Source organism: Microvirga massiliensis (assembly GCF_001006805.1).
Lineage (GTDB): Bacteria > Pseudomonadota > Alphaproteobacteria > Rhizobiales > Beijerinckiaceae > Microvirga > Microvirga massiliensis.
Map to the genome: position 1 here is coordinate 211,555 of NZ_LN811354.1, position 22,116 is coordinate 233,670.

Genomic DNA, 22,116 nt, shown 5'->3' on the forward strand with positions numbered 1-22,116 from the left:
GATTCACGTGACTAGGTCCGCAACATGGAAGCGCCAAAGGCTGCCACGGCGAGACTCGTAGCAGAACTTCTGACCCGTTACCCCGATGCGGAAGTGCTCGGTCACGGGGATGTCCCGAAGGTCAGCAGGGCATACCTGTCTTTCGACGGGCGCTCGTGGTGGGCCTCGGTCCAGCCGGAAGTTCTCTGAGCACCGCACCCATACCGTCCAGGCCGGGGATACCCTGTTCGGCACCAGTCGCCAGCACCCCATTACCCCGCTGCAATTGACCCGCGCCAACGGCATCAACGCCTCCACGACCATCCGGCCGGGGCAGGCGCTGACCACCCCAGAATTATAAGCGTGCTTATTGTTGACTACGTCACGTAGTTTATCGCGATGCGCGCACCCCGTTGACGTGATTCGGGCGGTCGGGTTATCGGTTCGGACGATTTTTAAACATTTGGTTAATCAATTTTTCCATGACCGCGCTCAACCCAACCCTCGCCTGCAAGCTCTTCGCCCTCGCCGCCCACCCCGCGACCAACGCGCACGAGGCGGTCGTCGCCTTGCACAAACTCCGGGAGCACCTGGAGGCGGCCGGGGTATCACCGGATGACGTTTTCGAGGGACAGGGGAACAAGCCCACAGCGAGGCCCGAGGGCGTCACCATCGTCAAGATGATGAAGCGGATCGAGGCCATGGAGGCGCGGATCGCCGAGCAGGTTGAAACGATCAAGCGGCAGAAAGCGGAGATTGCGGCACTCAGTGCTCAGGTGCGGTGCCACGAGGCCGCAGAGCGCAAGAACCTGAAGGTAATCCGTCGTCAGACTGCCGAGATCGAGGCAAAGAATGCAGAGATCAAGGCCAAGGATGTGGAGATCGAGACCAAGGATTCAGAGATCAAGGCCAAGTATGAGGAAGCTCGGGCTGCCAAAGAGGCTGCGTTTCATGCACGCAATGCCTTGAAGTTTGAGCAGCAAATGTAAGAGGGTCGCGCCAAGAAGGGTTCCTTGGATGGGCTCGTGGCGGCTCTCCAGACGCTGCGCCGGATTGATCCCGAGATGCGGATCAAGACCGCCATTGCTTTCGTGCATGCGGCATCCAGAAACGGGGTCAGCGTGAAGGAAACGGCCGAAGCTGTCGGTGATACATCCGAGGGTTCGGTGCGCTACGCTCTCAAGACCCTCGGATCAGGCCACACGGACAAGCCCGGCCATGGGCTCCTTCGCGACGATGCCGCAACCACCGGCCGGGCTCAGGTGTATGTGCCGACCGCGAAAGGACGGACCACTCTGACCAAGATCACGCGGGCCATGACCCAGGTGCGCTCGGGACCAGAGTTGCGGCTCGTGGCCTGACCGCCCGGCGAACATTTCACCAGCCGATTTTCTCAATCCATTCCTTGAGGATGACGACCGACTCTCCAGTGCCGTAGTCATCGGCAACCGTCTTTTTGTCGTGGCCGAGGATACCCAACTGGTATTCCTTCGGGCACCACCCCCGGCCTGGAAAGCCGCCGCTATTTCTACCGCTATGGCACGGATGCGCTCGACTTGTGCGATGTGCTGGCGTGCTTCGACAAGCAGGGGAAGGTCAGCCTCAACGACCTGTGTCGTGCCCTCGGGTATCCGGGAAAGCCGGAGGATATCGACGGCTCCGAGGTCGCTCGATACGTGGAGGAGGGGCGTATCGCCGAGGTCGCGGCCTACTGCGAGACCGATGTCGTGAGCACCTTCCGGGTCTGGCTCGCCTATGAACTGTTCCGGGGTGCCCTGACCCAGGAGCAGTTCCGGGCCAGCGAGGAGAGCCTGTTGGAGTATCTCGGGCAGAAGGTCCCGACAAAGCCGCACCTCAGCTATCTGCTCGCGAGGGAGCCAGCGATCACCGTCCACGTGGATGGGAGGCCGCCTGGGCTTCCGGAGATCACGGCATCGGAGATCGTGGTCCCACAGGGAGTATAAGGAAGGTAGGAGAGCATCATCATTCAGAGGGGCGACGCGAACGAGCTTGCTTCGAGCACAGCAACGTCCATGGACATGGCGTCCAACCACACGGGCCATCCCTGCGACAAATTGCCCAGAACGCGGCGTAGCCGCGAGACGCTTCACGTTGCTCACGTAAGGGCAGGGGGATCGTCCCACACGATCCAGACCCTGCGAACCTCCATGGTCTGTGTCAGCATGCGTAGCTGCCCTTGGCTCAAACTTCACCATAGGCCCGTGCAAGCCTGTGGCAAGCCAGCTTGGGCGCGTGTAGACCATCAGGGAGCGTGGGAAACCCTGAGAGGAACATAGGCCAAAATTGGCCGTCTCGGGCGGTTTCCCACTTCCCGTAAGGCGCTGATTTTATTGAAAAAAGCAGACCCCGCCCCTGGGCACCACTCCCCTAAAACTCTGCTGAAGTCCTTAGGCTCCTCCAGGTTCTCTTCGCACCCTCATACGGTGAGGCGAAAGAGTGGGGCAATCATTCCCGGTTTCGTCCATGGCGATAAGGTACATGGCGCGGCCGGGGAGCCGCTTCCGGCACACCTTGTTCGTGCAGTGGGGACCGGCTGCTTCGGGCTCTTCCACCCGAAGATCGCCATGAACTGCTGCTCGGTCGTGCCGTTCTCCGCTGTGATGGACTCCGGCCTTTTGGAGCCGAACTGCCAAAGTAGTGCTCGTCTTCGTAGTTTAAGCCGAACGTAAATACCTGCTTTGCCGCCCTTGCGCATTCTCACTTCTGGTGGCGTCGAAATCTGCTGCACTGTTGTGCCGTGATAGCTCCGCCGTTGTGGAGAATGGCAACATCGATCCCAGTGTGTTTTGCAGTAATTGTTCTTGCGGCGAATAAACCGCATGATCTCCGCAAAACGTGCGGTGATTATGCCGAGATATATTCATAATCTACCGGACTGGCCGGAGTTTGCGCTGCGCGACATCAGCGATCTGATAGAGCGCGGCATTTTGAGGAAGGATGCCGGAGGAGGGCGGAGCACCAGTTACTCGCTGGCCGAGGTCGCATTAGTCTGACGCGGCCTTGGAGGCGCATTTCGGCAGGCAGCTATCGTCTGCGCTGGCCCTGCAATGAGGGTGAGCCAATGACGCGAGCAGACGGAAACATCTTCGATCATATCGTCAGGGGAGCGCCGGACGAACAGTTCACGGAACTCGTTGCGGCCAAGGGGATCAGGATCGAGCGCATCGTCTCCATGGGGCAGGCGAGTCCGCCGGGTTTCTGGTACGAGCAGGCCTGGCCCGAATGGGTGCTTCTGGTCTCCGGCGCAGCGGGACTTCTGTTCGAGGGCGATGGGGCACCCCGGCCCCTCAAGCCGGGAGACTACATCCTGATTCCGGCTGGCCGGCGCCATCGGGTCGAGTGGACCGATACCACCGAGCCGACCATCTGGCTCGCCGTGCACTACGAGCTTGCTCCAGGCAGCAGCGAGGCCGCCGAAAGCCCCGTCGGAGGTGAGAACTGATCGCCGGCCTATCACGTGCAGGCTGATGCAGGTTCAATGGCCATCCTTCGGGCTCGCTACGGAATCGATCGTCTCGGCTTTCGGGAAACCGCATTTCAGCACGGCCATGGCATCGTGTCTTGCTCGGAACTGCCCAGTGTCCCTGACGTTCTTGCGTAAGCTATGATGGCGGCGTCGGGGCTGGGCAAACGAGTATCGGACGATGCCCGAAACGCGTGTCAAAGGGCCGGCAGGGCAGGGTGCCCATTCCGGCCGGAAACCTGTCCAGAGCAGCCCCGAACTCGCGCTGCCCGGAGAGCCCTTGCCGGGCAACCGCATTTGGACGGGACATGACGACCCGGCGCTGGCGGGCGGCAGTGAACAACCGAAGGATGATCGCCGCAGGCGTGGTGATCTGGAGAAGCGAGGATTACGGTAGCCGACCGGTACCGGTGGCGATTTCCGGAAGGCTTCTGCCGGAAGCCCGCTTGGCTGACAACCTCCGGAGCGCTTCCGGAAAAGCACCTCGACCAAGGCGGCCATCATGCGCCAGGAACTGCCGATCCGCCCGGATGGAAGCATCTCCCTGCAGGCGAGAGCGCGGACCGCGCGTAGCGCGACACACGAATGATGAAGCGGATGCATCCCGTCGGCCCGTCCTTCGAGGGAGCATGCAATGCCCAACCTGGATTTGTTTCTCGCATTCGTCCTGGCCATCATTGTGCTGATGCTCATGCCGGGGCCGAATGTGGTCCTGATCGTCGCGAACAGCGTCGCGTATGGTGCCCGCTACGGGCTGTTGACGGTCGCTGGCACGAGTTCGGCGATGATCATTCAACTCGGTATCGTCGCCTTGGGCATGACGGAGGCGCTCCATGCCGCCGCATCCTGGTTCGAATGGATCCGCTGGCTCGGGGTGATCTATCTCGTCGGGCTCGGGATCAAGGAGTGGCGAGCACCGCCCGTCGATCTCACCCGGACGAATCCCGAGCCGAAATCCGCTAGGGCAATCTACGCTCGGGGTCTCCTTGTCTCCGTCACCAATCCCAAGACCCTGCTGTTCTATGGCGCCTTCTTCCCGCAATTTGTCCGGCCCGAAGGCGATATCGGCCTGCAGGTGGCGGTACTGTCGGTCACGTTCCTGGCCCTCGCGGTCCTGATCGACGGTGCATGGGCTGTGACGGCCGGACGAGCGCGCTGGCTCTTGGCATCGCGGGGCCGCCTCAGGAACCGCCTCTCGGGAGGCCTCCTGATGGGAGCCGGGCTGGGATTGGCGATGGCCCGTGCCAGGCCATAGGCGCGGCGCCGGACGACACGGGCTCTCCAACTCCCGCTTGCTTCGAGGCAAGGCCAAGGTTTTTTGTTGCGGGCGTGACCAATGGGGCTCTCGCGCGTTGTGGCAGTGCAGGCAGGCCGCCTGCTCCCTTCCCAGCGCCCGAGCCCCCATATGACCATCGACGTGAAGACGCCCGCGACTGCCTCATCCAAGCCGGTCTCGCCCAAGGTCATGAGGCGGTCGCACGTCCGCGAAGGGCGCCCGTTCCCGCTCGGCGCGACGTGGGATGGCATCGGCGTAAACTTCGCGCTGTTCTCGGCCAACGCGACCAAGGTGGAGCTCTGCCTGTTCAGCGAGGACGGCGCCACCGAGATCGAGCGGATCGAGTTGCCCGAATTCACCAATGAGGTCTGGCACGGTTACCTGCCGGACGCGCGGCCCGGCACCACATACGGCTATCGCGTCCATGGTCCCTACGAGCCGGCGGCCGGTCACCGCTTCAACCCGAACAAGCTCCTGCTCGACCCTTATGCCAAGCAGCATGTCGGCGAGTTGATCTGGAATCCGGCGCTGTTCGGCTACACGATCGGCTCTCCCGAGGCGGACCTGTCCTTCGACGAGCGCGACAGCGCCTCCTTCATACCCAAGTGCCGCGTCATCGACCCGGCCTTCACCTGGGGGCGCGACCGGCGCCCGCAGATCCCGTGGGAGCGTACGATCATCTATGAGACGCATCTCCGCGGCTACACGATGCGCCACCCGGACGTCCCGGAGGAACTGCGCGGCACCTTCTCGGGGATGATGACCCAGGAGGTGACAGACTATATCCGCGATCTCGGCGTCACGGCCATCGAGCTCATGCCCATCCATGCTTTCGTGGACGACAGCTATCTGGTCGACAAGGGCCTGCGCAATTACTGGGGCTACAACAGCATCGGGTTCTTCGCGCCGCATCCGCGCTATCTCGCGACACCCTTCGTCAACGAGGTGAAGGAGATGATCGCGCATATGCACGACGCAGGCCTCGAGGTGATCCTCGACGTGGTCTACAACCACACCGCCGAGGGCAACGAGCTCGGGCCGACGCTCTCCTTCAAGGGCATCGACAACGCATCCTACTACCGGCTCGCGCCGGACCCCCGCTACTACATCAACGATACCGGCACCGGAAACACGGTCAATCTCAGCCACTCGCGCGTGCTCCAGATGGTGACGGATTCGCTGCGCTACTGGGCGCATGAGATGCGGGTCGACGGCTTCCGCTTCGATCTCGCGACCATCCTGGGCCGCGAGCCACAGGGCTTTGAGGAGGATGGGCGCTTCCTCGACGCGTGCCTGCAGGATCCGCTGCTGTCCGAGGTGAAGCTCATTGCCGAGCCGTGGGATTGCGGACCCGGCGGCTACCAGGTCGGCCGCTTCTCTCCCGGCTGGGCGGAGTGGAACGACAAATACCGCGACACGATCCGCGCCTACTGGAAGGGCGAAGACGGCAAGCTGGCCGAAATGGCCTCCCGCATCACTGCTTCGGCCGACCTCTTCAACAAGCGCGGTCGCAAGCCATGGGCTTCTGTGAACTTCATCACGGCCCATGACGGCTTCACGCTCAACGATCTCGTGACCTACGAGCAAAAGCGCAACGAGGCCAATGGCGAGGACAACCGCGACGGCCACAGCCACAACATCTCGTGCAATTACGGCGTCGAGGGACCCACGGATGATCCGGAAATCCGCGCCGTGCGCCTGCGCCAAATTCGCAACATGCTGGCGACGCTGCTGTTCTCGCAGGGTACGCCGATGATCCTGGCCGGCGACGAATTCGCCCGCACACAACAGGGCAACAACAACGCCTACGCGCAGGACAACGAGATTTCGTGGGTCGATTGGGAGGGGATCACCCAGGACGGCTGCGATCTCCTCGAGTTTACGAAAAGGCTGATCGAGCTACGCCAGCAGCACCCCATGCTGCGGCGCCGTCGCTTTCTCTCGGGCGCGTACAACGAGGAACTCGACGTCAAGGATGCGACCTGGCTCACGCCCGCGGGCGATGAGATGACGCCCGAGCATTGGTCCGACCCACACGCGCGCTGTCTCGGCCTGATCCTCGACGGCCGCGCGCAACCGACCGGGATCCGTAGGCGCGGCACCGACGTGACAATGCTCCTCATCCTCAACGCCTACCACGACGTCGTGAAGTTCCGGCTACCGGAGGTGGTGGGCGGAGCTTGGTGGATGTGTCTCTGCGACACGAACCAGGCGACTCTCGACGAGCACACCCGGCACGATTTCGGCACGGAATACGAGGTGACGGGTCGTTCGTTGCTGCTGTTGGAGATGAAGCCGGAGAAGCGACGTGGGGTGTGAGTAGAGGCAATACCTCTCACACGAACTGATTGGGACTGTTGCGTTCGTGCCCTGAGCACTACGCCTCTGCCGGCCCTCTTCGTCATTGCGAGCGGAGCGAAGCAATCCAGCAGCAAACCCGTTGAGGGGTAGATTGCTTCGCCTCCGGCTCGCAATGACGGTGATGGGTCCGGCGTTACTCTGGTTTCGGCCGTGCTCCTTGCGCCCTCATGCCCTCACCGTCATTGCGAACGCAGTGAAGCAATCCATGAGCGCACTCGTCAACGGGTAGATTGCTTCGCCTGCGACTTGCAAGGACGGAAGTGCAGCGGAAAGGGCAGCACATCACGTCTGCGGCTCGCAAAGACGGAGGAGGATGCGAGGGATCTCCATGAGGCCTACTTCACTCATCTGGATCATGGAGCCAGCCAAATGTTGTCTCAACATCCCACAGACCCTCGCTCGAATCCGTCGCCGAGCAGGTGCCTTGGCAGACACAGTTCGCGCCACTACGCCCGCTGTTCGGAGCCGCCATGTGACTCTGTGAAAGGTCAGGCAGCGTGTCGAGTGGGCTGGGGGAATTCTCGGCCCAGGGATTCTGCTTCCTCGATCCAGGCGCTGATGGCGTCCTGAACGCTCTTCAGGGCTGTCTCGGGCGTTTCACCGTCGCTCATGCAACCCGGGAGATCCGGGACCGTCGCAAGCCAGCCGCCTCCCTCCGCCTCGGGGAGGGGGTCAAGGACGATGCGGAATTCATGGGTGGCCATTGGTGCTGTCCACGACCGAGTGAACAAACGAAACCAGCTTCCGAATGTAAACTGCTTTGATCGGTCGTCAGGATGTCTCTCTGAGAGGGATGGGAGATCTTATAGAGAGTCGCCTCCGGTAGGCGGAACACATCGGATATCGTAGGCGCGGCAGAGCTTCTCGATATCGGAAATTCTCCAGTCGCCGTTCGGGTTCCGGGTCATTGCTAGAAGCAATGAATTCATTCTTTACTCTTGGAGGAGGATTCACACCCGACGGCTACCCAGACCTCCTCCATGGTAGGCGAAACCTCAGGACAGGCAGGGAAGGTGACGATGCCCCTCCCTCGATCGCCACTACATCTCCACGAAGCTCTCGAACCCGCCATAGATCAAGCGCCTGCCGTCGAACGGCAGGTCCGCCGGGTGGTGCTTCAGTCGCGGATCCGCCATCACCTTGGCCATGATGGCATCGCGCTGCTCGCGTGACTCATAGACTATCCAGGCGAAGACGACGATCTCGTCCTCCTTGGCCTGCACGGCTCGCGGGAAGGAAGTGTACTCTCCATAGGGCACGTCATCTCCGATGCACTCGACATATTCGAGCGCGCCGTACTCCTTCCACACCGCGGCCGCCGTCTGGGCCATCTTCTTGTAGGCCTCGAGATTCTGCCTGGGCACCGCGACCAAGAAACCGTCTACATAGGACATCCGTGTCTCCCTTCACTCGGATCATTCATAGGACGATCGAGCGAGCGACGATCCGACAATGCGCTTCGCTTTTTCTCGCCGGCCGGACTCGGAATCTGCTCAGCGCCCCTTGAACTGCGGCTTGCGCTTCTCCTTGAAGGCGAGCCGCCCTTCGGCATAGTCCTCACTCTCGAAACATTGCCGGACGAGGCGGTCGCAGAGCGCGATGTCACGATCGGCCGGGTCCTTCACGGCTTCGCCGACGATCGTCTTGATTGAGGTCACTGTCAGAGGGGCGTTTTCCGCGATCATCCGCGCGTAGCTGGTCGTGAAGCTTTCGAGGTCCGCGTGTGACACGACGCGGTTTACCAGGCCCATCACTTTCGCCTCTTCGGCCGTGAACTGGCGGGCGGTGAAGAAGATCTCCTTGGCGAAAGACGGGCTGACGACATTGAGCAGGCGCCGGACGCGCGTATAGCCGTAGCCGAGCCCGAGCTTCGCGGCCGGAATCGCGAATTTGGCGCTCTCACTGCAGATGCGCAGGTCGCAACAGACCGCGAGATTGGCGCCGCCGCCGATGCAGTAGCCCTGGATCATGGCGATCGTCGGCTTCGGCGCGGCAAGCAGCGAGCCATACACCGCCTCCGTTGCGTCGTCGTAGCGCTTTACCGCATCTTGCTCTGCGCGCTCGCTGTCGAATTTCGAGATATCGGCGCCCGACACGAAGGCCTTCTCGCCGGCCCCGCGCACAACGATGACGCGCACGGCGTCGTCGGCAACGAAATCGGCGATGATTTCGCGCGCGGCCTCCCACATTTCCAGCGAGACGGCGTTGTGCCGCTCGGGGTTGTTGAAGATCATCCAGCCGATCCCGTCGGCCTTGTGGGCGATCATCTTGTTGGTGCTCATGGCAGTTCCCCTTCGGCCAGCGCGGACTACACGATGCCCTTGCGCCGGAACTCGGCAATGTCTTCGTCGCGGTAGCCGAACTCGCGCAGAATCTCGTCGGTGTGCTCGCCGAGTTCCGGAGGCGCGCGCCGCAGCTCGCTCGGGGTCGCGCTCAGCGTGACGGGCTGGCCGACCAGCGTCAGAGGTCCGAGCGCCTGAGACGTGACGGTTTGCGCGATCTCGAGATGCTGGACCTGCGGATCGGCGAAAACCTTGTCGATCGTGTTGATCGGCCCCGAAGGTACGCCCGCCTCGTTGAAACGCTCCACCCAGGTAGCGCTGTCGGCTTGCCGAGTCTGCTCGTTGATTCGCTCGCCCAAGGCATCCCGGTTCTTCGAGCGCAGAGCCGAGGTCGCGTAGTCGGGGTGCTCGATCAACTCCGGCGCGCCGATCGCGCGGCAGAAACGCTCCCAGATCTTCTGGCCCGTCACCGCAATGTTGATGTGTCCGTCCGCAGTCTCGAACACGCCGGTCGGGATGGAGGTCGGGTGATTGTTCCCGGCCTGTTTGGGCACGGTGCCGTCCACCAGCCAGCGCGTCGCCTGGAAATCCAGCATGGCGACCTGGGCCTGGAGCAGGGAGGACTGGACCCACTGGCCCTCGCCGGTCTCCTCCCGGGCAAGCAGGGCGACCAGGATGCCAAGCGCGCAATAGAGCCCGGCGGTGAGATCGGCGACCGGAATCCCGACGCGCACCGGTCCCTGGCCTGGAAGCCCGGTGATCGACATCAGGCCGCCCATGCCCTGGGCGATCTGGTCGAAGCCGGGGCGGTCGCGATAGGGCCCGTCCTGGCCGAACCCCGAGATGCTGGCATAGACCAGGCGCGGGTTCACGCTTTTAAGGCTCTCGTAATCAATGCCGAGCCGGAACTTCACGTCGGGCCGGAAATTCTCGACGAGCACATCGGCGTCGCGCACCAGACGCTCGAGGATGGCGCGCCCATCTTCCGCCTTGAGATTGAGGCTGAGGCTGCGTTTGTTGCGATGCAGGTTCTGGAAATCGGACCCGTGGCGCGGGCCGCCCGGACCTTCCCCCGCTTCCAGCCCTTCGGGCATCTCGATCTTGATGACGTTCGCGCCCCAGTCGGCGAGCTGCCGGACGGCCGTAGGCCCGGAGCGAACGCGCGTCAGGTCGAGCACGGTGAAGCGCGAAAGCGCGCGCGAGGCCGGTTCGAAACTCATGGGCTCAACCTCCACTCGGATGGGCTCACTGAAGACAAAGTTCGCTCACTCCTGCCGTTCATCGATTTCGCATGGACTCCGGATGGATCAAGTTCGCGGATCCCGCTCTTTGCCCGTGTCCTTCGGCATCTGCCAGGTCGATGTCGCGGCCGCCACGAGCTTCCCGTCGGCGTCCATCATGCGGGATTCCAGGTAGCTGATGGTGCGTCCTCTCTTGAGGAAGCGCCCTTCGCAGCGAACACGGCCCGAGAGGGCAGGGCGGACATACTGGATCTTCATCTCCAGGGTGATGCCTGGGCGCCCGGTCGTGTGGTGGATGAGGTGCCCCATCGAGACGTCGAGCGCGAACGCAATGATGCCGCCGTGCAGGCTGCCCTGCGGGTTGTACAGGAAGTCGTGCACCGGAATCTCGACGATGCAGCTTTCCGGTGTGTAGGAGATTTCGGCGCCCAGCAGCTTTGCGAGGAAGAAGGTCCCGAAGGCGGGCGCATGGGTGTCGAGGGCGGTCTCGAAAGCGGATCGGGCGGCGTTCTCGTCCATTCTGTCCTGTCCTAATCCTTGCCCTGGAAGCGGCGCATCACGGGAACCGTCAGCAGCATCAGAGCCGTGACGGCGAGGATCCAGAGCGAGGCCGGGCGCTCGATGAAGATCGCGAAGGAGCCGCGCGAGATCGTGAGAGACTGCCGAAGCGCCTCCTCTGCGAGCGGCCCGAGGACCAGCGCCAGCACGAGCGCAGCGGGCGAGAAGCCGAAGAGCTTCATGAAGAACCCGGCTATGCCGGCGGCGAGCATGAACCAGACCTCGATCATGCTGCCGTTCACGCTGTAGGTGCCGATCGTGCAGACCAGGATCACGGAGGGCGCCAGGATCCGATAAGGCAGCCGCACCATCCAGACGAAGAGTGGGATCGCGAAGATGTTGATCGCCAGCAGGACGACGTTTCCGAGATACATGCTGGCGATCAATCCCCAGGCGAATTCGGGATGCTCGGTCATCAGCAGTGGGCCGGGACGCAGGCCCCACATCACGAAGGCGGCCATCAGCACGGCCGTCGAGGCGGAGCCCGGGATGCCGAGTGTCAGGAGCGGCACCATGGCTCCCGAGGAGGCAGCGTTGTTGGCGGCTTCCGGCCCGACCAGACCCGCCATGGCGCCCTTGCCGAATTTCTCGGGCGTGCGCGAGGAGATCTTCTCGACTGAATAGGCCATCAGGGATGCGATCGTCGCGCCGGCGCCAGGGATGACGCCGATGCAGAATCCGAGCAGCGAGCCCCTGACCAGGGTGAGTCGGGTCTCGATCCAGTCGCGCGCCTCCGGCCAGAAGCGCCGCTCGTTCCGGTATTGGACGATACCGCCCGTACCCGACAGATGCAGGCCCTGATAGAAGGCATAGAAGAGCTCCCCGAGACCGAAGAGGCCGATCGCGATCGGGATGAAGTCGATCCCGCCGATGAGCTCCGCCGAGCCGAAGGTAAAGCGCTGCTGGCCGGTTTCGAGGTCGACGCCGATCGTTCCAATGGCAAACCCGAGCAGCGCGGAAATCACGCCGTAGCGCCAGCTGCCCGCCACCATGATGACGATCATGCCGATGCCCATCAGGGCGAGCAGGAAGTATTCGGGTGGTCCGAAATTGCGCGCCATCTGGCTGAAGAAGGGCGCCAGGAGCGAGATGAGAATGACGCCGAGCGTTCCTCCGACGAAGGATGCTGCCGCCTGCATCACGAGCGCTGGCCCGGCTCGGCCCTGCTGGGCCAGAGGATAGCCGTCGAAGGTACTCGCGACCGTGGCGGATTCGCCCGGCGTGTTCAGCAGGATCGAGGTGATCGTGCCGCCATACATGGAGGCATAGTAGATCGCGGCCAGCATCACGACGGCGCCCGTCGGATCCATCCCGAAGGTGATGGGAAGGAGGATGGCGATGCCGGCAGACGGACCGAAGCCGGGAATGATGCCGACGATCATGCCGACCACGGCACCGATGAGAAGGTAGACGAGATTCATCGGCGACAGCGCTACCGAGAACCCGAGCCAGAGATCGGCGAGAAAGTCCATGTGCCTTCCTGAAGCCTTTGCGAGCGCGTCCGGATCAGCCCGGAAGCGAGATCAGGCCTTCGGGGAAGGAGGCCTTCAACCAGACATGGAACATGAGATAGAGAGCAGCAGGCAGGAGCAGGCTGACGACGACGTTCTGCAAGATGCGCCCGCGGTTCAGGAGTGACAGCATCCCGAGCATGAACAGGATCATCGCCGGCAGCCCGCCAAGGATTTCGAGCAGAAGCACGAATCCGGCCGAGAACCCGGCGACGATGGCCGTGATGCCCCAGTGCCCTGCATCATGCTCTTCGTTCCGCGGTAGTCGGAACGCGGCCTCCATGAGTAGGCTGTAGACGCACGTGGCGATCAGGAGAATGCCGATGAGGCGCGGGAAAAAGCCGGGCCCCAGCCGTCCCGTCGAGGAGAGAAAGCTGAGGTCCGCGAAGGCCACATAAGTGTAGAAGCTCGCGAGGCAGAGCACGCCGAGAAGGAAGATGGCTCTCATTGTCCGCTTGTTTCGAGATCGTCGTGCCGATGCCGGAGGATCATGACGCCTACGTCACTTGATCGCGCCGTGCTCCCGCAAGGTGCTCGCGAACACATCCTGGGTTCTCGTCAGGAAAGTCCGGAAATCTTCGCCGTATTTGACGTTCTCGGTCAGGATCTGGTTCTCGATGTAGCTTTTCCACTCGGGCGTCTCGACGACCTTCTTCATGGTGTCGATCCACCATTGCTGCACCTGCGGGGAAACGCCCGGCGGCAGGACGAGACCGCGCGGCATCGCAACCTCGATGTGATAGCCCGCATCGGCGAAGGTCGGGACGTTCCCGAGCGCCGCGGGCGTCTTGGCACCGCTATAGGCGAGGGGCTTGACGTCGCCCGACTTGATCAGCCCGAGCGCTTCGCCTGGATTCACCATCATGGCAGTCAGCGCGTTCGACAGAAGCGCCGTCGTCAGCTCGCCTGCCTTGTTGAAGGAGACATACTCGAATTTGAAGCCCGCCTGCTTTGCGAGCAGCGTCGGCACGATGAAATCCACGTTGACGGCACCGATGCCGCCGATCGTTGCGGGTGATTTCTTCGCTTCCTCGATGAATTCCTTGAGGCTGCCGATCTTGGAATCGCCCTTGACGACAAGTAGGAGATCGTCGGAGGCGAGGAGCGCGACGGGCGTGAAATCGGCCGGCTTCCAGGGTGTGTTCGCCTGGAGCGGCGTCGTGATGAAGCTGCCACTCGTGCTCGAGATATGGTAGGGGTTGCCCTTCTGGCCGAAGAGATATCCCCAGCCGACGGCGCCGCTGCCGCCAGCCCGGTTCTCGGCCACGATGTCGTTCGGGTAGAGCTTGTGTTTCTCGATGATGTCGATGAGCGTGCGGGACATGATGTCGTTGCCGCCGCCCGGACCGAAGGCGATCGTCCAGTTTAGCCGCTTGCTGGGATAGTTTGCGTCCTGCGCTGCAGCAGGTGCGCCGGCGAGCAGGGGCGCTGCGCACAAAGCGACCATGAGGCCGCGCAGCCACTCACGTCTTCCAGTCTTCGTCACCGTTCCCTCCCAATGACTTATGTCGAGGCCCGCTCCGACGCTCCTGTCCTGGCGTCTTCCGGATGAGGCCGATGTGCAGGCGGCCAACAAGAACCGCCCAGCTTCATGAACGGTAACAGCCGATCGTTCGAGGTCAAGACCGGTCGGGGAAATGGCAATGCGAGGGCAGAGGCCGTCGGGGCCCCGAGCCTCAGGTTAACGGGAGATTAACCAAACTCGCCGAGCATTGCCCTTTATCGGACGGGAGATGGTTGTGGACAGCCTCAATCACACACTCTTTCTCGCACTCAATGCCTCGTCCGAGCCGCCCCAGGCTTTGGTGATCATTGCGATCTTCGCCGCCAAATACCTGATCCTGCTCGTGCCCCTGCACATTGCGCTCGTTTGGTCCGGAGGCACGCGGGCGATGCGGTTCATGGCGATCACCTCCGTGCTTGCGCTCTTGGCCGCCCTTGCCGTGAACCAGATCATCGGACTCGGGGCCTATACGCCGCGTCCCTTCGTGGTCGGGATCGGGAACACGTTGATGGACCACCGCCCCAGTTTCTCCTTTCCGAGCAATCACGGAACGGTGTTCTTCACCTATGCGATCACGCTCGGCCTGTTCGGCGTTCGGCGCCTGGCATGGGCGACTGCCGGCCTCGGCCTGTTGGTGGCCTGGTCACGCATCTATCTCGGGGTTCACTTCCCCTTCGACATGATCGGCGCCGCAGCCGTGAGCGCATTGGCATCCTTCGCTTCGCTGCAGATCATGCTGCGATCCGGAGCAGGCGTGTTCAGCCGCTTGGATGGTTGGGCTTTGCGCTTGTTGCCGTTGCGCGGGTAGGGGAAAGGGGCGACACCGCGCTGCGTAAGCGCGCACCCATCTCTCTCCCAATCACCCTTCCTCGTAATCCGGATACTGCTCGGGGGCCTCTCCGACCGAGGCAATGACCTTCGGATATCTGACGCGAGATTGTTTCTGGCCTTTGCCGATCATCTCCAGGTGAAAGCGCCAGTCGTCGCCGTAATCGAACAGGAAGATCATCTTCGCCCCGACCTCCGGGAACGCGGTGCTGATGCGGGTGTGCTTCACGCTCTGCGCATCGCTCTCCCCCATATCGGCGAAGAGCTCGTATTTGACCGGGGAATCGAAGATGTGGCCCTTCAGCTTGCTGTAGAACCCGAAGGCATGATCGAGGTCGAAATCGAAGGCTTCCACGATCGCCTCGCCGAGGTCGTAGAGGGATTTCGTGTCGGGAATCTCGATATCCCGGTAGAGCTTCGTGTCGAGGGTTGCGCGAAGGATGGATGTTTCGGAATCGGGCATTGCGTAATTCGTTCGTGGGGCTCGCAGCGTCCTGGTGCCCGGCGGACTCTGACTTGGCTGGTGCGGGGCACGTCCTCCGGGGCGAGGGGCGCTCTACAGATCACCGAGTATCAATTGTGTCTGATCCTTTGGCTTGCGCGATCCCTGTTTTCCGCGCTTCGCCGAGGGGGTCGAGCGGGACCGAGTTCTCTCGCCCCGACTGACTCGAGCCAGAGCCTTGTCACGTGCGATCGCCTCCGGCGCCTCGGGATCGTCGGTGAGCCATTTTCCGCGCTTGATCACCTCATTCACGCGGCCCTGGTTCACGCCGAGTTTGAAGGCGATCTCCTGCTGGGTCATGTTGGTGGTTGCATGCAGCTCGAGGATGCGGTGCGCCAGATCGGGTGTCATCTTGCGGCCGGTGACGCGGCGGGCCGGAGCGATGGTCCGCTTGGCCCGGTCACGATCCCGCAGCTTTTCGAGGACTGCGAGGGCCATGTGCATGCCCTGCTCTCGCAATGCCTCCTCGAACTCCTTGAGTGTCGTCACGAGTGCCTCCTGAAGCTGTCGCCTCGCTCCTGCCGTAACGGGAGCATAAGTCCAACTCCTCGCACTGTGAACGGGTTCGGGCTTCGAGGAGAATAGCGCACACCGAAATGATCGGAGCCGAACGCTCCCGGGCAGCGAGAGCCGCGAGGCCGGACGATCCGACCGCCCGGGCCGGGTACGGAGCGCGCTCCTCACCCCAGGAACAGGGGCAGATAGAGCACGCCAAGGGCGCAGGCCACTGCGGCGATGGCAACGAGATTGGCCCAGCGCGAGCTCTGGCGATCCGCGCGGTTCATGTCTGCCTCCACTCAGGAATGGCGCATTCCGGGCAATGTCGCAGAGCTCTGTTGCCAGAGGATTGCGCGGCAGCAGGGCACTGTTTCGAGAATTGTTTCCGTTGGCGCCGGTCGCCCCGGCGCCATGCCGTCCGGCCAAGGGCAGAGCCGGGACCGAGCCTCAGGGCGGTCCGGAGTTCGCCCAAGGCTCTGTCGTACTGATCCGTACGCGAAACGTCGACCGACGGAGCCTTGAGCCCTTGCGGCTTCCAGCGCTCGGGGTGATGCTGGCTGCAGCCGCGCCGGGACGGGGCCAGTCCCGGTGCGTAGCCGAGGGCGCCAGGATGTCGGAGGAAGGGAATCTGCTCGGCGAGCTTCGCCGTGTTCACCAGGAATACGAGACATTGAATGGCCGCATCAGACTGGCCAAACAGCGGCAGCAGTACGGTCCCACGGAACATGAGCAGAAGGATGCGGAGGGCGAGGTTTCGAGGCTTGCCAGAGAAATCGACCGTCTGATGACCCGTATGAGAGCCATCGAGGGAAATCTGAGGGAGATCAGGACGAAGGGCCGGCGACGGTTTCAATGAGTCGCAGTCGACCCGAAAAGCAACATGCATCGGAGGAGGAAGCATGCTCGAACTGTTGAGCGCTCCGGATCAGGTCGTCGCGATGCGGGTGACGGGCCGGGTGGACGAGGCTGACATTGAACGCGGTATCGGGGCGATCGAGGCAGCACTGGCCCACCGCGAGACTGTATCTCTGCTCGCCGAGGTCGACATGTCGGGCATGACCGCCGGAGCCATCGCAAAAGACCTGAGCTACAGCCTCGGAAGGCTGCGAGATCTCCATCGCTTTCCGCGCGTCGCGATCGTCACGAGTCAGGAATGGCTTCGCACTCTGGCCGAGGTGCAGAATCGCATTCTGCCGCGAATAGAGGTGCGCGCGTTCGCTCCGTCGGAGCGAGACGCCGCCATGGAATGGGCTTCACAACCGGAACCTCGGGGCCAGCATGAGGGCGGCGAGCCCCACGCCCATGCCACGCCGGCAATTCGCCTCATCGAAACCACGAGACCCGATGTGATCGCATTCGAGATCACGGGAAAGATCCGAAGCGAGGACATGCGCCTTCTGGTGTCGACCTTCGACGACGCACTCAAGGCTCACGAACGGCTGCGCATCCTGGTTCGAGTCATCGATTTCGACGGTGTGAGCCTCGATGCACTGCGCAACGAGGCGCTGTGGTCCGTCAAAATGCGTGGCCTGAGGCAGGTGGAGCGCTATGCGCTGGTCGGCGGTCCGAACTGGTTGGACAAGATCCTGCATAGCGTCGCGCCCATGGTGCGGACCGAGACCCGTCACTTCGGGCGTGACGAGGAGGACAAGGCCTGGGAGTGGCTCGAGGCGAAGCCCGCCGAGGCGTAGAAAATGCCGCGACATCTCTGCTGTTGGCAGCGCTGAGAGATGCGCATCGCGCCTGGGGAACAAGTGGATCGTAGCGCGCGTGTTCAGGCACTCACGCCCTCGGTGCGCTTCTCACAGTCACGCTTGGGAGCCTGTTGCCCAGGCTGGCTTTCCCGGGCCACGGTTGTCGCATCCGCCGAGTTTTCGGCACCGACTGGCGGAGCAATCGTCATCAGCATCAATACAGTAGCGATGCGGAGCATCGTCTACCCTTTTGATCCTTGATCTGCCATGATATTATCGTTCTTGGTAATCAATGCCCATTTCCCATAATACCTTGGCTGTACTCTGAACAAACAATTAGGGGAATAGCCCAGCCCTGAACCCCGGCATACGGTTCGAAGCGAGCCATCAAGCGAGAGAGTAGAAAGCTCCCGCATGTCGGTGGGCTGGGAGGAGTGCAGATGATTCATTGCTTTCCGCCGGTGACGGCTCGATCCCTGTATCCGGATGAGCTGCGCGTCGTTTTCGAAGAGTTCGAAGCTGCTCCGGCAGTTGTCGACCGAAGCCGCTCCGATCCCTGCTGGACGAAAGAGAGTCTGGTCGGGTTCATCCTCGGACAAGCCTTCGAGGACGAATAGGAATGGAGACAATCTGCGCGCCGATGCACTGGAGTCTATGAGGCAGCTCGTTCGGACGATCACCTGACCGCACGTTTCGTGTGCCATCATTTCAGGGGTGATGGCGCCTGGAATCCCGGACAGATCAGCCGGACCTCGTGAGGTGGGATCGAATGGGCCAGATCGATACGCCCGAGCCGCGCGTGACGGTGCTCGTGGTGGAGGACGAAACGCTTCTTCGCGTTTATGCGTCAGACTTTCTCGAGGATGCCGGCTTCAAGGTCTTCGAAGCCATGAGCGCGGACGAGGCGGTCGCAATTCTCCAAGTCAGGCTCGATGTGCGCGTAGTCATGACGGATGTGGCATTGCCGGGTGCAATGAGCGGCTTCGATCTGGCGAGAGTTGTCCGCGAGCGCTGGCCTGGCGTTGGGGTCATCGCGATTTCCGGTCACGAGGGACCTCTGCTCGGGGAATTGCCGGCCGACGTCCCGTTCATCACCAAGCCCTATCAGCCCTCGACCATCGTGAGCCTCGTTCGGCAAATGGCCATGGCTCCAACTGCCGATAAAGGAGCCCAGAACGTCCACTGAGCAGCTATCTGCTGGGCGGAAGCGCCTTCGGCAGGCACCTGCCTGGAGCGCGGGCGGCCATACCTCGGCCTTAATTTCGGACTACCGATTTCGGACGAGCATAGCCTTTCCGGCTATGCTCCGCATCGTGCTTGCGGGCGAGAGAGTGAACGGCCCCCCTGCAGGCAGACCGGGAGGATGACCGATGGTTCCTTCCTTGACATCCGAGAGGGCTCGCTTCCTCGATCCTGACGACCTGAGGACCGCCGTGCAGGCCTTCGAGTCCGCCGTTGCCACTCTCGGCCGAGGCAGTTTCGATCCGTGCACGGTTCGCTATGAGTTAGCCCGGTTCATCATCGAGCGCAGCCTGGACGGCGAGCGGGATGCAGAACGCCTCCATACGGGGGCCGTGGAATACGCAAGGCTGTCCGCCTGGAAGATTGCTTAGGTCGGGATTGGCACGGCAAAGTACGGCCGTTCCTGGCATCGTCGGACATTCAAGAGCGGCTTTGGAACGTGCGTGAGCGCTCTCTTCGGAGACGGTGGCGCGCGGTGAAACACGTATTGGCCCGCACATGCTGGAAGGCAGCGATCCGCGATAAATTCAACGCTGCATGCTCCTTCTAGGCTTGCGTGACGTAAGCACCTCGCCCTGGGTCGAACTCCCCTGTCTGCTTGCCGACAGACAAGATTATAGCTGCGCCCGTATTTTCCTCCACTACATCCGAAACGATGGCGATTGGGATGGCGTCCGAGCAGGGCCATACGCCTAATGGAGCGCTTGCTCGGAAGCCTTCAGGAGCGGCAGCGTTGCAGGATGATCGGAAAAGCAAAATACGGCTTACCTCCGAGATCGTGCTCGAGCAAGAGCTTGCAAGCGGGAGACCTTCAAGCTGAATCGAACCCGCTCCGGCCGCGAGAACGACAGACCTGTCCCCGACGGGCGCTCCTGCGAGGAGCGGAACGAGGATAGAGCAATGCCAGTCATCGGGCCGGCAACGGAGAAGGGTGGCGCAGTTGCAGGAGGTGGCTCACGGTCTCTCCTACGGGTGTTGCTACTTCAGAACGATGCGTTGCCGAACCTGCCGCTCGTCGAGGCCATCACGGAGGCCGGTTTTACTCTCCTAGGACCGTTCGGTACGATTGCGGACGCGATGGAGTATATCGAGAAGGACAGACCCGACGTTGTCGTTCTCGACATCACGGTGTCGGACGGGATTTCCTTCGAGTTCGCCGATGAACTCTACAGCAGGAACATCCCGTTCCTGTTCTATACCTCGTGGCGAGACAGCGATGCCCACACGGTCGATCTCGGGGATGTGTCCTTGGCGGAGAAACCGCTCGAATTCATTCTCGTCGTGAAGCTGCTGTCGAACATGTTCAGGAGTCAAATCAGCGGCGAAGCGCATCAGGAGAGATACTTCACGCTTACAACGGAATGATGAAATTCGAGACCGGATAGTCGGCCGTTACGCCGCCACACCCGTCATTGCGAACGCAGTGAAGCAATCCAGGAGCGCATCGGTCGACGGGTAGATTGCTTCGCCTGCGGCTCGCAAGGACGGAAGTGGATCTGGCGCCTCTTGCCGTTTCCGGCCGTGCTCCTCGCGCCCTCATGCCCACTTCGTCATTGCGAACGAAGTGAAGCAATCCAGACTACCATCTCAAAACGAAATGCCTCGTCTGCTACTCGTGGTGACGAGGAAAGTGCAAAGAAAGAACTCACGCACAATTAGCGCGCCGCGAGGTCGCCACAGGTGACGGGCTATCTCGTCCCCTCCCGCCGAAACGACCTTATATCACTCTCGGGGGCGGAGGCCCGTGGAGACGCCAGAGTTCGACACTTGCCAGGGCTGAGACGGTCAATCCAATGATGGTATGGGTCCAGGCGGCGGAGTTCATTCCGGCAAACTCAAAGAGCCAGGGCGCGAACATGACGCAGAGCCCGGTCGTGAGATTGACCCACTCTTCCCATTCCAGGAGGCGCATGAAGGCGGCGAACGCCACCATGGCTATGATGATGCCACCGGTGACGGCCGTCCCGGTCGCGATCGGCGCAACCGAGAAATTCAGCAACGACGGGGAGATCAGAAGGATGACGCCGAGAGCCGCATTCAAGCCGTTGATCGCGGCGTCCTCCCGTTCCCACAGAGCTTTCATGGCGGACCTCCTTTCAAGGTCCACACCCCCGAAACGGCGCTTCTCCGATGGTGGCGGGTCCAGCGCGCCGCTGCCATTCCAGGACCCGACTTGATTCATTCTACGCTTGGACCGGACTTCTTGCAGCAGGAATTCAGGCGCGCCTGTAGCCCGCGCCGGCTTGCAGCGATCGGCTTTGCACTACTGCCCGGGCTGCGGGATGATCCGGATATAAGGCTTCGGAGATCGCCAGCCCTGGGGATAGGTCTGCCTCGCTTCCTCATCCGAGACCGACCCGGCAATGATCACATCCTCACCCCTCTGCCAGTTGACCGGAGTGGAGACCTTGTGTTTCGCGGTCAACTGCAGCGAGTCGATCACCCGGAGCACCTCGTCGAAGTTGCGTCCGGTGGTCATCGGGTAGACGAGGATGAGCTTGATCTTCTTGTCGGGTCCAATGACGAAAACGTTGCGCACCGTCTGGTTATCCGCCGGACTGCGAGTCGAGGCGTCACCCGTCGCATGGGCCGGCAGCATGCCCCAGAGCTTCGCGATCGACAGGTCGGGGTCGCCGATCATCGGGTAGTTCGGCGCATGGCCCTGTGTTTCTCTGATGTCCTCGTGCCACAGTCGGTGGCTGTCGACCGGATCGACGCTGAGGCCGATGATTTTCACATTACGCTTGTCGAACTCGTCCTTGATCTTCGCCATGTAGCCGAGTTCCGTCGTGCAGACGGGAGTGAAATCCTTGGGGTGCGAGAACAGCACGCACCAGGAATCTCCCATCCAGTCATAAAACCGGATCCGACCCTCTGTGGTCTCAGCTTCGAAATCCGGTGCTGTGCTGCCGATCTGAAGAGTCATGGCTTCCTCCGCGCTTTCGGTTCCTCGTGAGCGCATTTCCCGATCATGGGCCGGGAAGGAATGGGGCGGGAACAGGCCGGACCAGACTTGACGCTGCCTGATGATGCGCGATGCCGACAACCCTATATCGGCATACCGGTTCGTTACGGCTCTGCCTGCCCGTCGATCTCGGGCAACCTTCTCGGCCCGATACCCGGATGATGTCCGATGGCTTCCGGGTGTGCGGGCAG

Annotated in this window: 26 protein-coding genes; 14 read left to right on the forward strand and 12 right to left on the reverse strand. The window is 62.1% G+C overall.

The genetic code is table 11. The annotated features are described in order from the left end of the window. The first annotated feature begins 461 nt into the window (after positions 1-461). From BN1233_RS16995 to glgX, 8 genes are all read left to right on the forward strand, one after another. Positions 462-968: a hypothetical protein gene (locus BN1233_RS16995; RefSeq protein WP_046864787.1), complete on the forward strand. Its 507-nt coding sequence runs from the start codon at positions 462-464 to the stop codon at positions 966-968. Between the two features lie 36 nt (positions 969-1,004). Further along, positions 1,005-1,340: a hypothetical protein gene (locus BN1233_RS17000; RefSeq protein ID WP_046864788.1), complete on the forward strand. Its 336-nt coding sequence runs from the start codon at positions 1,005-1,007 to the stop codon at positions 1,338-1,340. Between the two features lie 147 nt (positions 1,341-1,487). Beyond that, positions 1,488-1,943, forward strand: coding sequence for a hypothetical protein (locus BN1233_RS17005; protein WP_280139396.1), 456 nt, complete (start codon positions 1,488-1,490; stop codon positions 1,941-1,943). Between the two features lie 876 nt (positions 1,944-2,819). Next, positions 2,820-2,993 (forward strand): hypothetical protein, encoded by a 174-nt coding sequence (locus tag BN1233_RS47010; RefSeq protein ID WP_154678270.1) that lies wholly within the window; start codon positions 2,820-2,822, stop codon positions 2,991-2,993. 68 nt (positions 2,994-3,061) lie between these two features. Next, entirely contained in the window at positions 3,062-3,442 is a 381-nt protein-coding gene (locus BN1233_RS17010) for a cupin domain-containing protein (protein ID WP_046864789.1), read from the forward strand. 202 nt (positions 3,443-3,644) lie between these two features. Beyond that, on the forward strand, positions 3,645-3,860 hold the full coding sequence (locus BN1233_RS47015; protein WP_147707348.1) for a hypothetical protein: 216 nt from the start codon (positions 3,645-3,647) through the stop codon (positions 3,858-3,860). Between the two features lie 237 nt (positions 3,861-4,097). Beyond that, complete coding sequence (locus BN1233_RS17015) at positions 4,098-4,718, forward strand: LysE family translocator (RefSeq protein ID WP_046864790.1); 621 nt, start codon at positions 4,098-4,100, stop codon at positions 4,716-4,718. A 150-nt stretch (positions 4,719-4,868) separates the two neighbouring features. Beyond that, positions 4,869-7,058: a glycogen debranching protein GlgX gene (gene glgX / locus BN1233_RS17020; RefSeq protein WP_046864791.1), complete on the forward strand. Its 2,190-nt coding sequence runs from the start codon at positions 4,869-4,871 to the stop codon at positions 7,056-7,058. 530 nt (positions 7,059-7,588) lie between these two features. Here the strand turns inward: glgX and BN1233_RS17025 are convergent. The 8 genes from BN1233_RS17025 to BN1233_RS17060 form a co-directional block, all read right to left on the reverse strand. Continuing rightward, positions 7,589-7,804 (reverse strand): type II toxin-antitoxin system HicB family antitoxin, encoded by a 216-nt coding sequence (locus BN1233_RS17025; RefSeq protein ID WP_046864792.1) that lies wholly within the window; start codon positions 7,802-7,804, stop codon positions 7,589-7,591. A 336-nt stretch (positions 7,805-8,140) separates the two neighbouring features. Continuing rightward, positions 8,141-8,494, reverse strand: coding sequence for a DUF1428 domain-containing protein (locus tag BN1233_RS17030; RefSeq protein ID WP_046864793.1), 354 nt, complete (start codon positions 8,492-8,494; stop codon positions 8,141-8,143). 99 nt (positions 8,495-8,593) lie between these two features. Beyond that, the gene (locus tag BN1233_RS17035; protein WP_046864794.1) at positions 8,594-9,382 is read right to left on the reverse strand and encodes an enoyl-CoA hydratase; all 789 of its coding nucleotides are present in this window, start codon (positions 9,380-9,382) and stop codon (positions 8,594-8,596) included. 26 nt (positions 9,383-9,408) lie between these two features. Continuing rightward, a complete protein-coding gene (locus tag BN1233_RS17040; protein ID WP_046864795.1) occupies positions 9,409-10,602 on the reverse strand; it encodes a CaiB/BaiF CoA transferase family protein in 1,194 nt (397 codons plus the stop codon). 87 nt (positions 10,603-10,689) lie between these two features. Further along, positions 10,690-11,142, reverse strand: coding sequence for a PaaI family thioesterase (locus BN1233_RS17045; protein ID WP_046864796.1), 453 nt, complete (start codon positions 11,140-11,142; stop codon positions 10,690-10,692). 11 nt (positions 11,143-11,153) lie between these two features. Beyond that, positions 11,154-12,653: a tripartite tricarboxylate transporter permease gene (locus BN1233_RS17050; RefSeq protein ID WP_046864797.1), complete on the reverse strand. Its 1,500-nt coding sequence runs from the start codon at positions 12,651-12,653 to the stop codon at positions 11,154-11,156. Between the two features lie 34 nt (positions 12,654-12,687). Then, positions 12,688-13,140: a tripartite tricarboxylate transporter TctB family protein gene (locus BN1233_RS17055; protein WP_046864798.1), complete on the reverse strand. Its 453-nt coding sequence runs from the start codon at positions 13,138-13,140 to the stop codon at positions 12,688-12,690. A gap of 54 nt (positions 13,141-13,194) precedes the next feature. After that, positions 13,195-14,178: a tripartite tricarboxylate transporter substrate binding protein gene (locus BN1233_RS17060; RefSeq protein WP_197094539.1), complete on the reverse strand. Its 984-nt coding sequence runs from the start codon at positions 14,176-14,178 to the stop codon at positions 13,195-13,197. Positions 14,179-14,431: 253 nt separating this feature from the next. Between BN1233_RS17060 and BN1233_RS17065 the strand changes: the two genes are divergently transcribed. Next, positions 14,432-15,004: an undecaprenyl-diphosphatase gene (locus tag BN1233_RS17065; RefSeq protein WP_048708048.1), complete on the forward strand. Its 573-nt coding sequence runs from the start codon at positions 14,432-14,434 to the stop codon at positions 15,002-15,004. 51 nt (positions 15,005-15,055) lie between these two features. Here BN1233_RS17065 and BN1233_RS17070 read toward each other — a convergent pair whose 3' ends face one another. Together BN1233_RS17070 and BN1233_RS17075 are read right to left on the reverse strand one after the other, a co-directional pair. Further along, positions 15,056-15,487 carry an IS1096 element passenger TnpR family protein gene (locus BN1233_RS17070; protein ID WP_046864801.1) on the reverse strand — a complete coding sequence of 144 codons (432 nt, stop codon included), beginning with the start codon at positions 15,485-15,487 and terminating at the stop codon, positions 15,056-15,058. 93 nt (positions 15,488-15,580) lie between these two features. After that, a complete protein-coding gene (locus BN1233_RS17075; RefSeq protein WP_046864802.1) occupies positions 15,581-16,015 on the reverse strand; it encodes a hypothetical protein in 435 nt (144 codons plus the stop codon). A gap of 908 nt (positions 16,016-16,923) precedes the next feature. Between BN1233_RS17075 and BN1233_RS17085 the strand changes: the two genes are divergently transcribed. The 5 genes from BN1233_RS17085 (at position 16,924) to BN1233_RS17100 (ending at position 20,325) form a co-directional block, all read left to right on the forward strand. Next, positions 16,924-17,715, forward strand: a complete 792-nt coding sequence (locus BN1233_RS17085) for a SpoIIAA family protein (protein WP_046864804.1) — start codon at positions 16,924-16,926, stop codon at positions 17,713-17,715. Positions 17,716-18,158: 443 nt separating this feature from the next. Next, positions 18,159-18,335, forward strand: a complete 177-nt coding sequence (locus BN1233_RS47020) for a hypothetical protein (protein WP_154678271.1) — start codon at positions 18,159-18,161, stop codon at positions 18,333-18,335. 152 nt (positions 18,336-18,487) lie between these two features. Then, the gene (locus tag BN1233_RS17090) at positions 18,488-18,904 is read left to right on the forward strand and encodes a response regulator (RefSeq protein WP_046864805.1); all 417 of its coding nucleotides are present in this window, start codon (positions 18,488-18,490) and stop codon (positions 18,902-18,904) included. A 184-nt stretch (positions 18,905-19,088) separates the two neighbouring features. Further along, positions 19,089-19,331 carry a hypothetical protein gene (locus BN1233_RS17095; RefSeq protein ID WP_046864806.1) on the forward strand — a complete coding sequence of 81 codons (243 nt, stop codon included), beginning with the start codon at positions 19,089-19,091 and terminating at the stop codon, positions 19,329-19,331. 529 nt (positions 19,332-19,860) lie between these two features. Continuing rightward, a complete protein-coding gene (locus BN1233_RS17100) occupies positions 19,861-20,325 on the forward strand; it encodes a response regulator (protein WP_046864807.1) in 465 nt (154 codons plus the stop codon). A 352-nt stretch (positions 20,326-20,677) separates the two neighbouring features. Here BN1233_RS17100 and BN1233_RS17105 read toward each other — a convergent pair whose 3' ends face one another. Both BN1233_RS17105 and BN1233_RS17110 read right to left on the reverse strand, forming a co-directional pair. Continuing rightward, on the reverse strand, positions 20,678-21,043 hold the full coding sequence (locus tag BN1233_RS17105) for an SPW repeat protein (RefSeq protein WP_046864808.1): 366 nt from the start codon (positions 21,041-21,043) through the stop codon (positions 20,678-20,680). A 180-nt stretch (positions 21,044-21,223) separates the two neighbouring features. Next, entirely contained in the window at positions 21,224-21,886 is a 663-nt protein-coding gene (locus BN1233_RS17110) for a peroxiredoxin (protein WP_046864809.1), read from the reverse strand. Positions 21,887-22,116: the final 230 nt, after the last annotated feature.

Bases quoted from the DNA above. Each gene is read 5' to 3' on its own strand.
- BN1233_RS16995 (WP_046864787.1), top strand. From the start codon at position 462: ATGACCGCGCTCAACCCAACCCTCGCCTGCAAGCTCTTCGCCCTCGCC.
- BN1233_RS47010 (WP_154678270.1), top strand. From the start codon at position 2,820: ATGATCTCCGCAAAACGTGCGGTGATTATGCCGAGATATATTCATAAT.
- BN1233_RS17010 (WP_046864789.1), top strand. From the start codon at position 3,062: ATGACGCGAGCAGACGGAAACATCTTCGATCATATCGTCAGGGGAGCG.
- BN1233_RS47015 (WP_147707348.1), top strand. From the start codon at position 3,645: ATGCCCGAAACGCGTGTCAAAGGGCCGGCAGGGCAGGGTGCCCATTCC.
- BN1233_RS17015 (WP_046864790.1), top strand. From the start codon at position 4,098: ATGCCCAACCTGGATTTGTTTCTCGCATTCGTCCTGGCCATCATTGTG.
- glgX (WP_046864791.1), top strand. From the start codon at position 4,869: ATGACCATCGACGTGAAGACGCCCGCGACTGCCTCATCCAAGCCGGTC.
- BN1233_RS17025 (WP_046864792.1), bottom strand. From the start codon at position 7,804: ATGGCCACCCATGAATTCCGCATCGTCCTTGACCCCCTCCCCGAGGCG.
- BN1233_RS17030 (WP_046864793.1), bottom strand. From the start codon at position 8,494: ATGTCCTATGTAGACGGTTTCTTGGTCGCGGTGCCCAGGCAGAATCTC.
- BN1233_RS17035 (WP_046864794.1), bottom strand. From the start codon at position 9,382: ATGAGCACCAACAAGATGATCGCCCACAAGGCCGACGGGATCGGCTGG.
- BN1233_RS17040 (WP_046864795.1), bottom strand. From the start codon at position 10,602: ATGAGTTTCGAACCGGCCTCGCGCGCGCTTTCGCGCTTCACCGTGCTC.
- BN1233_RS17045 (WP_046864796.1), bottom strand. From the start codon at position 11,142: ATGGACGAGAACGCCGCCCGATCCGCTTTCGAGACCGCCCTCGACACC.
- BN1233_RS17050 (WP_046864797.1), bottom strand. From the start codon at position 12,653: ATGGACTTTCTCGCCGATCTCTGGCTCGGGTTCTCGGTAGCGCTGTCG.
- BN1233_RS17055 (WP_046864798.1), bottom strand. From the start codon at position 13,140: ATGAGAGCCATCTTCCTTCTCGGCGTGCTCTGCCTCGCGAGCTTCTAC.
- BN1233_RS17070 (WP_046864801.1), bottom strand. From the start codon at position 15,487: ATGCCCGATTCCGAAACATCCATCCTTCGCGCAACCCTCGACACGAAG.
- BN1233_RS17085 (WP_046864804.1), top strand. From the start codon at position 16,924: ATGCTCGAACTGTTGAGCGCTCCGGATCAGGTCGTCGCGATGCGGGTG.
- BN1233_RS47020 (WP_154678271.1), top strand. From the start codon at position 18,159: ATGATTCATTGCTTTCCGCCGGTGACGGCTCGATCCCTGTATCCGGAT.
- BN1233_RS17090 (WP_046864805.1), top strand. From the start codon at position 18,488: ATGGGCCAGATCGATACGCCCGAGCCGCGCGTGACGGTGCTCGTGGTG.
- BN1233_RS17095 (WP_046864806.1), top strand. From the start codon at position 19,089: ATGGTTCCTTCCTTGACATCCGAGAGGGCTCGCTTCCTCGATCCTGAC.
- BN1233_RS17100 (WP_046864807.1), top strand. From the start codon at position 19,861: ATGCCAGTCATCGGGCCGGCAACGGAGAAGGGTGGCGCAGTTGCAGGA.
- BN1233_RS17105 (WP_046864808.1), bottom strand. From the start codon at position 21,043: ATGAAAGCTCTGTGGGAACGGGAGGACGCCGCGATCAACGGCTTGAAT.
- BN1233_RS17110 (WP_046864809.1), bottom strand. From the start codon at position 21,886: ATGACTCTTCAGATCGGCAGCACAGCACCGGATTTCGAAGCTGAGACC.